Below are 11,776 nucleotides of genomic sequence, written 5' to 3' on the forward strand. Positions count from 1 at the left end.
GCTGGTCCCGTAATTCGAGATATTGTCGACCAAGCGCGGGAGTCCCGGTCGCCCGCATGGACGCAAGGCGCAAGGCGGGCGACCGGGACTCCCTGCTTGGGATGAGGCCGCCTCAGTCCTCCAACAGCTCCATCAGCCGGTCCGTGTCCATCGCCCGGCAGATGCCCACGGCGGGGCGCGCCATGGGCACGTCCTCGGCGGCGCAGAGCGCGTTCAGGACCGCCTCGTCCACCGCCTCGACGGCGGCCATGTAGACCGGGTCGAGCAGCTCGTCGTTCAGGCAGGTCATCTGCCGCCACGGCCCGGAGAGCTGCGGCAGCGGCATCTCGTTGGCGGTGGAGACTGCGAGGAAGATGTCGCCCGAGTTGTTGCCCCCCGGCGTACCCGCCCGGCCGATGCCGATGGCGGCGCGACGCGACAGCCGCTCGAGCTGGCTCGAGGATAGCGGCAGGTCGGTGGCGAGGATGACGATGATCGAGCCGCGCTCGGTCATCATGTCGAGGATCCGGTGCTCGGTCATCTGCGCCCCGACCCGCCGTCCCGCGACCGTCAGCCACGGACGCAGACCGTGGTTGGCCTGCACCAGCGCACCAAGGGTGAAGCGTTGGCCCTCGACCTCGAGCTGGCGCGAGGCGGTGCCGGTGCCGCCCTTGAACTCGTAGCAGATCATCCCCGCGCCGCCACCGGAGTTGCCCTCGCGCACCGGACCTGGCCTCGCCGCATCCAGCGCCTGCCGGGCCAGCGCCTCGGTCACATGCAGCCCGTTGATATCGTTGAGCACGCCGTCATAGGTCTCGGCCACCACCGGCATCGCCCAGAGGTGGTTGTCCTCCCAGGTCGCGCCGTAGGTCTCGATCATCCAGCGCACCGCCGCGGTGTGGCAAGGGCCGATGGCGTGGGAGTTCGAGATCATGATCGGCCCGGCCAGCCAGCCGCCATCGCGCACCCAATGCGCGCCGGTCATCTCGCCGTTGCCGTTGAGGCTGAACTGCCCGGCCCAGACCGGCTTCGGCTCGGGATCACGGCCGCGCGGCAGGATCGCCGTGACGCCGGTCTGCACCTGGATGCCGCGGGTGGCGAGTGACGGATCACGCGTCGAGAGCAACTCGGCGGCGCCGACCTCGATTCCCGGCACGTCGGTGATGGCATTGAGCGGCCCCGGGGTGCCGGGCAGGGGGATCCCCAGCGCACGAGCGCGGGGCTTGGTCTTGCAGGTCATTTCTGTCGTCTCGATCTGAAGTAGAGGCCGGCGGCGGCGATCACCAGGGTGAACAGCAGCATCAGCGTGGCGATGGCGTTGATCTCGGGCTTGATGCCGCGGCGGAGCAGGCCCCAGATATGGATGGGCAGCGTGGTGTTACCGGTGCCGGCGATGAAATAGGTGATCACCAGGTCGTCCATCGAGATGATGAACGCCAGCAGCCAGCCGCCCAGGATTCCCGGTGCGATGCCCGGCAGCGTCACCTTGCGGAAGGTCTGCGCCGGGGTGGCACCAAGGTCGGCCGAGGCCTCCTCGACCGAGGTATCGACCTCGGCAAGCCGGGCCGAGACCGTCACGAAGACGTAGGAGATCAGGAAGGTCGACTGGCCGATGATGATGGTCAGCATCGACAGATTCATGCCGATGGTGATGAAGAAGATCAGAAGCGCGATGCCCAGCACGATGTCGGGCATGATCATCGGCAGCGTCATCAGCGTGCGGTAGAAACGCGCCAGCCGGAAGCGGTAGCGCGCCACGGCCAGAGCCAGCGCGGTGCCGCAGACGGTCGAGAAGACCGAGGTCGAGAGCGCGACGATCAGGCTGGTGCGCACCGCGCCCCAGAGCTGGTCGGTGCTGTCGACGAAGGTGGCGCTTTGCGTCAGCGAGGTCTCCATGCCGAAGAGCTGGCGGTACCAGTCCAGCGTGAAACCGTCCCAGATCATCATGTTCAGCGTGTTGGCGTTGAACGAGTAGATCACCACCAGCAGGATCGGCGCGTAGACGAAGACAAAGAAGAGCAGCCCGTAGAGGCTCAGCAGGCGGCGCAAGATCATGACTGTGCCTCCTTCTTGGCGAGCCGGAACTGCGCGATCAGCAGGATCAGCACCGCGCTCATCACCAGCATCGCCAGCGCCGAGCCGAAGGGCCAGTTGCGCGCCGAGAGGAACTGCTGCTCGATCAGGTTGCCGATCATCAGCACTTTTGCCCCGCCCAGCACCGAGGGCACGATGAAGTTCCCCAAGGCCGGGATGAAGGTGATCACCGAGCCGCCGACGATGCCGGGCAGCGTGGCGGGCAGGATCACCTTGCGGAAGGTCTGGAAGCGGGTGGCCCCAAGGTCCGAGGAGGCCTCGATCTGCGCAAGGTCGAGCTTCTCGATCGAGCCGTAGAGCGGCAGGAACATGAAGGGGATGAAGACATAGGTCATCCCGAGGATCACCGCGAAGTCGGTATAGAGGAACTCGATCGGCGCGCCGGTCAGCCCGAGCCCCATGAGCCCCTGGTTGAGAAACCCGGTCGGGCGCAGGATCAGCACCCAGGCAAAGAGCCGCACGATCAGGCTGACGAAGAACGGCAGGGTGACGAGGAAGATCGCGAAGTCGCGCATCCCGGGCCGCATCCGGCTGATCCAGAAGGCGGCGGGGTAGCAGACGGCCAGGCTCGCCACCACGGTCAGCGCCGCCAGTTTCAGCGAGCGCAGGAAGATCGCGATGTAGACCGGGTCGAATTTCTCGTAGCGCGTGTCGGCCCAGCCGAGGATACGCCCGTAGTTGAGATGCGAGAAGATCCAGTCGACCCCGCCGTAGAGCCCTGGCGTCAGCAGGCTGTAGACCAGCATGATCAGCAGCGGGCCGAAGAAGAAGACCAGAAGGAAGACCGTCGGCGCGCCCAGGAGGCCGATGAGCTGCAGCAGCTTGCGGCGGGCGAGGCTCATGCGGCGACCTCGTCTATCAGGTGCAGGCCCTGCGCGGGCGCGTGCAGCGTCATCTCGGCCCCGAGGCCGGGCAGCGCACTGCCGCTGCGCAGCAGCGCGTGGATCGTGCCATGAGCCGGGGTTTCCAGTGCGATCTGGTGGTCGGTGCCGGTGTAGTAGGTCTCGCGGATGGTGCCGGTGAAGCTGAGCGCGTGATCCTCGGGCGGCGTCACCGAAAGCGCCTCGGGGCGCAGCAGCAGCGTCGCCTCCCCGGCGGGACGCGCGGTGGCAAAGCTCTGCCCGTCGCAGAGCCCTGCCCTGCCCGCCGCGACCTTGACCGGCAGCAGGTTGCTCTCGCCGAGGAAATCGGCGGTAAAGAGGTTGGCCGGGGTCTGGTAAAGCTCGGTCGGCGCGCCAATCTGCTGGATCTGCCCATGCGCCAGAACGGCGATCCGGTCGGACATGGTCAGCGCCTCTTCCTGGTCGTGGGTGACGAAGATGAAACCGATGCCGAGCTCGCGCTGCAGCGCCTTCAATTCCTGCTGCATCTTTTGGCGCAGGTTCTTGTCGAGCGCCGAAAGCGGTTCGTCGAGCAGCAGCAGCTTGGGTTTCGCGGCAAGCGCCCGCGCCAGCGCCACGCGCTGCTGTTGGCCGCCAGAGAGCTGCTGGATCGCGCGCTTCTCCATCCCCGCAAGGCCCACCAGTTCCAGCATCTCGCCGACGCGGGCGCGGATCTCGCGCTTGTCTCGCCCGGCGATCTCGAGCGCGTAGCCGACGTTGCGCGCCACGCTCATGTGGCCGAAGAGTGCATAGCGCTGGAACACGGTGTTCACCGGGCGGCGGTGCGCGGGCATCTGGGTGACGGCGGTTCCATCGATCAGCACCTCGCCCGCGTCCAGCGTCTCGAAGCCGCTGATGGTGCGCAGAAGCGTGGTCTTGCCGCAGCCCGAGGGGCCGAGCAGGGTGACGAACTCGGCGCTGGCGAGCTTCAGCGAGATGCCGTCGAGCGCGGTCATGGTGCCGCCCTCTGGGGTCCGGAAGGACTTGCGGGCATCGAGGATTTCAAGAGGGGAAGACATGGGCGTGCGGTCCTGCAGTCCGGCGGGAAAGACCCCCGCCGGGTAGGTGTCAAAGGGCGTCATTGCGCGGTCTTGATGCGCGTCCATTCCGAGTTGTAGAGCTGCAGGTCGCGGCCCAGATCCTCGAAGATCTGCAGCTTTTCCATCACCGACTCCGGCGGGTAGATCGTCTCGTTGGACGACAGCTCGACCGGGATCAGCTTCTGCGCGGGCAGGTTCGGCGTGCCATTCATCTGCTGCTCGACGTTCAGAGCCGCGATCTCGGGGCGCAGGTAGAACTCGAGAAACTTCTTCGCCGCGTCCTTGTTAGGCGCCGACTCCAGAACGCAGATATCTTCCTGGTACATGGTCGCGCCTTCCTCGGGGATCATGTAGCCGATGGTCTCGGGGTTCTCCGAGACGTAGAGGTTCGCACCCACGTACCAATGCGCCGCCGCCACGTCGCCCGAGATCACCTGAGGCACCGAGTCGTAGGTGAAGGCGGTGACGCCGGCGATGTGGTCGATGATGTAATCCGCCGCCGCCGCGACCTCGCCCGGATCGGTGGAGTTCACCGAGGCACCGGTCTTGATCAAGCCGATGCCGATGGTCTCGCGCAGGTCGTCCAGCAGCGTGATCTTCTTGCCCGCGTCGCCGAGCGCAAAGAAGTCGTCCCAGCTCTTGATGTCACCCGCCAGTTCCTTGTTGTAGACGATGCCGACGTTGCCCCAGGCGTAGGGCAGGCAGTATTCGGCATCGGGGTCGGTCTTGGCGCGGACGAACTGCGGGTCGATGTTCTTGAAGTCCGGCGACGCGCCGATGTCGGTTTTCGCCAGCAGGCCGAGCTGGAACATGATGTCGTGCATGTGCACCGACGGAAAGACGATGTCGTAGCCGGTCGCCCCGGCCTGGATCTTCGCCAGCATCTCCTCGTTCGAGCCGTAGCTGTCGAGGGTGATCTCTACGCCGGTCTCCTCGGTGAAGGCCTCGAGCACGGCGGGGTTGATGTAATCGCCCCAGTTGTAGATCGACAGCGTCTCGGAGGAGGCCGCCAACGGCGCGAGGGTCAGCGCCGTCGTCGCGGCGAGATGCATCTTCTTCATGGATTCAATGGCTCCCTGTCAGGCTGATTTTCGGTTTTGCCTTGAGTCGCCAAAATGGTTCGTTACTGTCATTTTCGTCAAATGTTAGTTTTCTGTCATTGGGAGATCTGTCATGTCACACGGGTTTGCGTCCTACGCCGAGGCACCAATCGATGATTTCGTGAGCAGACTCGAGGAAGGCATGGCCTCGCTGCCCAAGCAGGAGGCGAAGGTCGCGCAGTATTTCCTGCTCAACCTCAATTCGATCTCCTTCGAGACCGGCAAGTCCATCGCCCAGAAGGCGGGCGTGGCCGAGATCACGGTGGGCCGGATGCTGCGCCGCTTCGGCTGCGCCGGAATGAAGGAGTTCAAGGCGATGCTTCGGCATCGCTACTCGGTCACCGGCGAGAGCCTCGCCGAGGAGGGCTTCGAACTGCCCGAGGACTGGCAGGAGCAGATGACCGCCGAGCTGCGAGCGGTCAGCACCGTCTATTCCAAGATCGGCAGCCCCGCCTTCCAGACCGCCGAGCGCTACCTGCGCGAGGCAGAGGAAGTCTACGTCACCGGCTTCCAGACCGTGCGCGGCCTCGCCGAGGACACCGCCCGTCGCCTCGCTCTCGCCCGTCCGCGCGTGCGGTTCCTGTCGGGCCATGACAGTATGCTGTCCGAATGGCTCGATCCCCCTGCCCCCGGTAGCAGCTGCCTGCTGGTCATCGATGTCATCCCCTATGCTGCGGAATGCGAGACCATCGCCCGGCTGGCCCGCGAGCAGGGCCGGACGGTGGTGGTGGTGACCGATGAATATTGCCACTGGGCGCATGAGGTCACCGACGCGGTGATCAACACGCCTTCGAAGACCGGGCTATTCCTGGAGTCGCTCCTCGGGCTCACCGCGGCGACCGGGCTTCTCATCCACGCGACGGCAAACGGCTCGGTACGGGATCTCGACCAGCGGATGCGCGACTGGAAGCGGCTGGCGACGCGGATTGGTATCTTCTAGGCGCGGGTGCGCCGAAGGACGCAGGGGGCCTGCCCGGCGTCCATCGTGGCGCCGCTCTCCGCATCCTCGAACCACCAGCGATAGCCGTCTTGTCCAAGCTCGAGCCGCAGGACACCCAGATGACCGAAGATGGCCTTGGCGGTGGTATCCAGCGTCGGCATCTCGCGCGACGTCTCGCCACCGGTGCCGACGGTAAAGGACACCGTCCCGTTCTCTGCATCCGGCGAACCCTCCGCGTCGAGCGGCAGCGTGCGCTCGTAGAAATGGTTGTGCCCGTTGAGAACCACGCTCGCCCCGGCCTGCTCCAGCTGCCTGAACAGCGCGACGGCGTTGTCGCGGCCTCCCCGCTCCATCAGCGAATAGGCGGGCCGGTGATAGAAAGCGAGGACACAGGCCTCGGGAGAGGCGGCCAGAGTCTTTTTCAGCCAAAGCGCCTGTGGCGATCCGGGGCTGGCGTCGGTTTCGCTGTTCAGCGAGAGGATCAGCCAGTTGCCGTGGTGCGTGGCGTAGTAGCCCAGATCGCCGGGGCCCGCGCGCTCGCCCCAGTACTGGTAGTACCCAAAGGCATCGGGCGTATTGTATTCGTGATTGCCGGGCGTGGGGAGCGTCCGTGCGCGATTGTCCTTCCACAGCGGATCGAAACAGTCAGAGAACTCCACGGGTTTTCCCGAGCTGTAGACCAGATCGCCAAGCGCCAGGACCGGCGCGTTCGGCCATTGCGCCATGAGCTCCACGGTTGGCACCGCCGGGGCCGTCGCCGGATCGAAGGCGGAAGCGAGGCCAAGCAGGTTGGCGCTGACCGGAAAGGCGCTGGCAAGGCCGGGCGCCTCCGCGCAGTTGGCGATGTCGCCCACCGCAAGCAGGGTCAGGGGGTCGCCTTGGGCTTCTCCGACCGCACTGAGGACGTCCTGAGGCGTGGCACCGCTATCCACCCCGGACGTCGCATCCACACCACCAAGCTCGTATGCGGCATATGCCGGCCACTGCGATTCAATCGCCGCAATGAGAAGGAATGGCGTCAGGACCGCCGCAAGAAGTGCTGATTTTCTCATGGGTATATGCCTCATGTCTTCTGGTCCGCGGGGAGGTGCTATTGCGTCATTGGACTTGGCGAAGGCCTGCGTGGGCCGGATCACCCCGCCTCCTATGCGCGCCGCGAGGAGACCGCCCGCGGCAGTTTCAAAAGGAGGGGTCAGCGCCGGCGCAGACCGACGCTCATGGCCGCGACGGTGGCGATGATGAACGCGAGGAAACCGAGGCTGGTGGTCACCGTGCCGAAGCCGAGCCCGCCGTAGTCCGCCGGCTGCGACAGCAGGTCTCCGAAGGACGCGCCGAGCGGCCGGGTCAGGATGTAGACGAGCCAGAAGGCGAGGATGCCGTCGAGGCCAAGTGCGAAGTAGCCGAAAGCAAGGCTCGCGATGACCGATCCGAAGAGGATGCCCGAGGCGAGGTAGCCAAGTCCGAACTGCTCGGCGACAAGGTCCCCCGCGGCAGTGCCGAGCGCGAAGGTGCAGAGGATCGCGACCCAGTAGAAGGCCTCGCGCACCGGATTGTCGACGTCATGGATCGACAGCGTGCCTTCCTCGCCGTACCAGAGCGCGAAACAGGCGGCGATCGCGACGCTGAAGACCGCCGTGCAGGTCACGAGGCTGACGCCGAGATTGTCCACGAGGTTGTCGGTGATCAGCGTGCCGACGACGGAAATCAGCACGACGTTCAGCCAGTAGGTCCAGGGAACGTAGCGATCGCGCGAGAACTGCAGGGCAAGGGTTCCGACCAGCAGCACCGTCATCATCAGCGACGTGGTGGTCAGCCCCATCCCGAGATTGACGTTGAGATAATCCGCGGCGGTCTCGCCCATGGTGACCGCCATAAGCTTGATGAGCCAGAAGGCAGCGGTCACGTCGGGCACCTTGTTGCGGGGATTGGTCTGGCGGCCGTCGAGAAGCTCGATGCCTGTGTCGAGAGCGGTCATCTTGTCACCTTGGTTGGCGTTAGAAGGGCAAGGGCTTGGGCCGAAAAGGCATCCGCCCGGCGGTCATCGTCGGCATTGCAGCGCTCGGTCGCCTTGGACTGGAGATCGGCGATCTGCGGTCTGGCCGTGTCGGATGCGCGCCCGGCGGACAGCGCGTCGCGGAGATCGGACAGCATGACCTCGCAGGGCAGCGGATGCCCCGCGGCGTCGGTCACGGCGATGCCGTCCAGGGTCTGAGCTGCGCCCCCGACCGCGGCGAACGGGGTCGGATCGGCCAGGGTGGCCCGAAGATCGCTCAGAGCGGTCTCGACCCCTGCCGGGTCCGGGGCCTTTGCCCGCAGCTCCTCCTCGGCGTCATCCCAGGCGGTTTCGAGGTCGGTGATCCGCGCCTCGGCGGCGACAAGATCACCTGTCGCCGCGATCTTCTGGGTGTCGCTCACGATCGCCGCAAATTTCGACAGATCGCCAAGCGACGGTCCCGCGCCCTGCTGCGCCGGAGCAGCGGTGGCGCCGATGACGAAATGCTCCACGCCGGAGAAGACCGCCACGGGGAGGGCAATCAGCGCCGTGGCGAGCAGGAGTTGTTTCATGGCGAAATCCTCACCGAAATGGTCGATGAGGTCGTTCTGGGGCCCGGGGTCTGCGCCCGTCTGACGGGAAGGTTGGGAAACCGTAATGTGACGGCGTTCGGCATTACGGATTATCAATCCCGTCGTCATGCGCCGCCAGAGGCCGCCGTCCATCTCTCTGTCACGAGGTCACGGCACGCCGCCGGGCCCGAAGAGGAGAAAGACCCATGAAACGCATCATCCCCCTGAGCCTGATCCCCGTGACCCTCGCCGCCGGCGAGGCCGGTGCCGCCTGGGCCGGCACCGAGAAGAGCGCGGAGATGACGGACGCCGAGGAAATCCAGGCGGTCCAGGCGAGCGGCATGACCCTGACGCAGGCGGTGGATGCCGCGCAGAACGAGACCGGCGGCATCGCGATCTCGGCGGGCTGGGAGGACAACGATTTGGGCAGCTGGGGCTACGAGGTCGAGATCGCCGACGCCTCAAGCGCGATGCAGACCTGGTTCGTCGATCCCTCCAGCGGCGCGGTGACCAAGGTGACGGAAACCGATGACGACGAAGATCACGAGCAGGGCGAGGACGGCGAGGACAACGACTGACAGGCGCATTCCCGTCCGTTACAACCGCTCGGGCGGCAGGGTTCCCCTGCCGCCCCTATCTTTGGGAGACCCAATGCATATCCTCGTCATCGAAGACGATCCCACGACCGGAGACTACGTCGCCACCGGCCTGCGCGCCGAGGGCCATGTGGTCGACCTGCTGGACAATGGCCGCGACGGGCTGATGCAGGCGATGACGGGCAGCTACGACGTGATGGTGCTCGACCGGATGGTGCCGGATGTCGACGGCATGTCGATCCTGCGCACTCTGCGCGCGTCGAGGAACCCGGCGCCGGTGCTGTTGCTGACCGCGCTTGGTGGCATCGAGGACCGTATCGACGGGCTGAACGCCGGGGCCGACGACTACCTGACCAAGCCCTTCGCCTTCGGCGAGCTCTCCGCCCGCCTTGCCGCGCTGGCGCGCCGACCGCCGCCCTCGGACGAGCCGACGGTGCTGCGGGCGCGCGATCTCGAGATGAACCTGCTGACCCGCAAGGTCACCCGGGGCGGCCAGCCGATCGACCTGCAGCCGCGCGAGTTTGCGTTGCTCGAACACCTGCTGCGCCGCAAAGGGCGTGTGCAGACGCGGACCATGCTGCTCGAGGGGGTCTGGGACATCCATTTCGATCCGCAGACCAACGTCGTCGAAAGCCACATGAGCCGGCTCCGGACCAAGGTCGACAAGCCCTTCGAGGTGACGCTGATCGAAACCGTGCGCGGCTCGGGCTACCGGATCGCGGAATGACACGGTTCCGCTCGACGCCGCTGCGGCTCTCGGTGGTGCTGATCACGGTGTTCACCGTCTTCACCTCGGTTGGGCTCGGCATTGCCTATGTGATCATGCATCAGGCGCTCGGCGCCGAGATCGCCTTGCGCGCCGACCAGACCATCGAGGAAATCCGGGCGATCCCCGAGACCGAAGAGCGGCTTGAGCGTGCGGGTGAAGTCGCCGCCGCAGCCGACCGGCGCGCGTTGCTGATCCGGCTCGAGCTGGACGGGCAGACGGTGGCCAATATCGCCTCGGACCTGCCCGAAGGCATCGTCGGAGACGACGACGTTGCCCTGCCCGAGCCGGTCGCCGACAGCTATCTTGTGCGGCATGCCGATCTTGAACGCGGCGCACTGACGGTGGCGGTGGGGCGCGACAGCATGTCCGAGCTGCAGGAGACCTTCATTGCGATCCTCGGCTTCGCGCTGCTGCCGGCGTTGCTGCTGACCTCGGCCATCGGCATCGTCGTGGTGCGCCGGACGACGGCGCGGGTGGAGGCGATCCGCAGCACGCGGCACGCGCTGAGCGAGGGTGACCTCGTTGCCCGTGTGGGGGCGCCGCATCCCGACACGGACCTTGGCGATATTTCGCGCGACCTCGACCGCATGGCCGAGGCACAGGAAGCCGCGGTAGGGGCGCTCCGCCAGATCGGTGCCGACATTGCCCATGATCTCAAGACCCCGATCCAGCGCGTCGCGGTGCGGCTGGAGCAGCTTGCCGGAAGCGACCTTCCAGATCGGGCGCGCGAGCCGCTGGCACAAGCGAGCACCGAGACCGCGCAGATCATCGCGACATTCCAATCCCTGTTGCAAATCGCGCAGCTCGAGGGCGGACAGGGGCGCGAGGCGTTCACCCGCGTGGACCTCGGTGGCCTGCTCGAAGACATGGTGGAGATCTACGGCCCATCCGCCGAGGACAGTGGTGGACTGCTGACTTGCTCAGTAGAGTCCCCGCTCCCGGTGAGCGGTGATCGTCACCTGCTGTCGCGACTGGTTGCGAACCTCATCGAAAACGCCCTGCGCCACGCGCCGCGCACCGAGATCAGGATCTCGCTGACCGGCCGGGTGCTCGCGGTCCGAGATGGCGGTCCCGGCATTCCCGAGGGCCAGCGTGATCACGTCCTGCGCCGCCTCGCGCGGCTCGAGGCCAGCCGCTCGACCCCCGGCTCGGGATTGGGGCTGGCGCTGGTGAAGGCCATCGCCGACCTGCATCGCGCAGAGTTGGCGCTCGGCGACGCGCGGCCGGGGCTGCTGGTCACCGTCACCTTCCCGGGCTGACAACAGCGCCCCGGCAAACCGCGGAGGATCGCCTTGCCCCGTCGCCTACGCGTAGGCGCCTCTGGAGTAGGTTAGCTCGTAGCTGTGGCTGTAGAGCTCGAAAACGTTTCCGAAGGGATCTTCGACATAGACCATGCGGTAGGGCTTCTCACCAGGGAAGTATGCGCGTACCGGCATCCTCTGCTTGCCGCCCGCCGCGACGATCTTCTCTAGCAGCCCCTCGAGATCCGGGTCTTGGATCGCGAAATGGAAGGTCCCGTGCCGCCGGAAGGCGAAGTTATCCTCGGGGACATAGTTCCCTGCGAATTCAAATAGTTCTATACCGATGCCATCTCCGGTGGAGAGATGCGCAATCCGCAACCGCTTCCAGCCCGGGCCAAAGACGTCGGTGCACATCAGACCGATCGCGCTGTCGTCCTCGGCGATCTCGCTCGGCTGCATGAGCACGTAAAAGCCCATGACTTCGGAATAGAATTTCACCGCGGCGTCGAGGTCCGGAACCGAGAGGCCAATATGCGAGAACGTGCGGGGTGTCGTGTTCATGTCGATCTCC

The 11,776-nt window shown here is 66.0% G+C and carries 13 protein-coding genes; 4 read left to right on the forward strand and 9 right to left on the reverse strand.

Annotated elements, in window-relative coordinates; all coding sequences use genetic code 11:
* Positions 1-112: 112 nt before the first annotated feature.
* Genes CLG85_RS13700 through CLG85_RS13720 form a run of 5 tightly spaced genes read right to left on the reverse strand, consistent with a single transcriptional unit; the run spans position 113 to position 5,055 of the window.
* Complete coding sequence (locus CLG85_RS13700) at positions 113-1,219, reverse strand: DmpA family aminopeptidase (RefSeq protein ID WP_095881620.1); 1,107 nt, start codon at positions 1,217-1,219, stop codon at positions 113-115.
* Positions 1,216-2,034: an ABC transporter permease gene (locus CLG85_RS13705; protein ID WP_095881621.1), complete on the reverse strand. Its 819-nt coding sequence runs from the start codon at positions 2,032-2,034 to the stop codon at positions 1,216-1,218. Before CLG85_RS13705 ends, CLG85_RS13700 begins: the two co-directional genes overlap by 4 nt.
* Positions 2,031-2,915, reverse strand: a complete 885-nt coding sequence (locus tag CLG85_RS13710; RefSeq protein WP_095881622.1) for an ABC transporter permease — start codon at positions 2,913-2,915, stop codon at positions 2,031-2,033. The genes CLG85_RS13705 and CLG85_RS13710 overlap by 4 nt, the downstream gene beginning before the upstream one ends.
* Positions 2,912-4,036, reverse strand: a complete 1,125-nt coding sequence (locus tag CLG85_RS13715) for an ABC transporter ATP-binding protein (RefSeq protein WP_235865350.1) — start codon at positions 4,034-4,036, stop codon at positions 2,912-2,914. The genes CLG85_RS13710 and CLG85_RS13715 overlap by 4 nt, the downstream gene beginning before the upstream one ends.
* Positions 4,033-5,055, reverse strand: coding sequence for a polyamine ABC transporter substrate-binding protein (locus CLG85_RS13720; protein WP_095881624.1), 1,023 nt, complete (start codon positions 5,053-5,055; stop codon positions 4,033-4,035). Before CLG85_RS13720 ends, CLG85_RS13715 begins: the two co-directional genes overlap by 4 nt.
* A gap of 112 nt (positions 5,056-5,167) precedes the next feature.
* Between CLG85_RS13720 and CLG85_RS13725 the strand changes: the two genes are divergently transcribed.
* A complete protein-coding gene (locus CLG85_RS13725) occupies positions 5,168-6,034 on the forward strand; it encodes a MurR/RpiR family transcriptional regulator (protein ID WP_095881625.1) in 867 nt (288 codons plus the stop codon).
* On the opposite strand, the gene CLG85_RS13730 is transcribed toward CLG85_RS13725, so the two are convergent.
* The 3 genes from CLG85_RS13730 to CLG85_RS13740 form a co-directional block, all read right to left on the reverse strand.
* Positions 6,031-7,086: a metallophosphoesterase family protein gene (locus CLG85_RS13730; RefSeq protein ID WP_176476533.1), complete on the reverse strand. Its 1,056-nt coding sequence runs from the start codon at positions 7,084-7,086 to the stop codon at positions 6,031-6,033. The two genes, CLG85_RS13725 and CLG85_RS13730, sit on opposite strands and share 4 nt — an antisense overlap.
* A 140-nt stretch (positions 7,087-7,226) precedes the next feature.
* Positions 7,227-8,009 carry a COG4705 family protein gene (locus CLG85_RS13735; RefSeq protein WP_095881627.1) on the reverse strand — a complete coding sequence of 261 codons (783 nt, stop codon included), beginning with the start codon at positions 8,007-8,009 and terminating at the stop codon, positions 7,227-7,229.
* Positions 8,006-8,752 (reverse strand): hypothetical protein, encoded by a 747-nt coding sequence (locus CLG85_RS13740; RefSeq protein WP_141244494.1) that lies wholly within the window; start codon positions 8,750-8,752, stop codon positions 8,006-8,008. The genes CLG85_RS13735 and CLG85_RS13740 overlap by 4 nt, the downstream gene beginning before the upstream one ends.
* 53 nt (positions 8,753-8,805) lie before the next feature.
* On the opposite strand from CLG85_RS13740, the gene CLG85_RS13745 reads away from it, so the two are divergent.
* The 3 genes from CLG85_RS13745 to CLG85_RS13755 all read left to right on the forward strand — a co-directional run bounded on the left by CLG85_RS13745 (position 8,806) and on the right by CLG85_RS13755 (position 11,223).
* Entirely contained in the window at positions 8,806-9,177 is a 372-nt protein-coding gene (locus tag CLG85_RS13745; RefSeq protein WP_095881629.1) for a PepSY domain-containing protein, read from the forward strand.
* Between the two features lie 73 nt (positions 9,178-9,250).
* A complete protein-coding gene (locus tag CLG85_RS13750) occupies positions 9,251-9,922 on the forward strand; it encodes a winged helix-turn-helix domain-containing protein (RefSeq protein ID WP_095881630.1) in 672 nt (223 codons plus the stop codon).
* Entirely contained in the window at positions 9,919-11,223 is a 1,305-nt protein-coding gene (locus CLG85_RS13755) for a sensor histidine kinase (protein ID WP_095881631.1), read from the forward strand. The genes CLG85_RS13750 and CLG85_RS13755 overlap by 4 nt, the downstream gene beginning before the upstream one ends.
* A 45-nt stretch (positions 11,224-11,268) precedes the next feature.
* Here the strand turns inward: CLG85_RS13755 and CLG85_RS13760 are convergent, their stop codons facing one another.
* Positions 11,269-11,766, reverse strand: coding sequence for a lactoylglutathione lyase family protein (locus tag CLG85_RS13760; RefSeq protein ID WP_095881632.1), 498 nt, complete (start codon positions 11,764-11,766; stop codon positions 11,269-11,271).
* Between the last annotated feature and the right edge of the window lie 10 nt (positions 11,767-11,776).

Source organism: Alloyangia mangrovi (assembly GCF_002300555.2).
Classification (GTDB): Bacteria; Pseudomonadota; Alphaproteobacteria; order Rhodobacterales; family Rhodobacteraceae; genus Salipiger; species Salipiger mangrovi.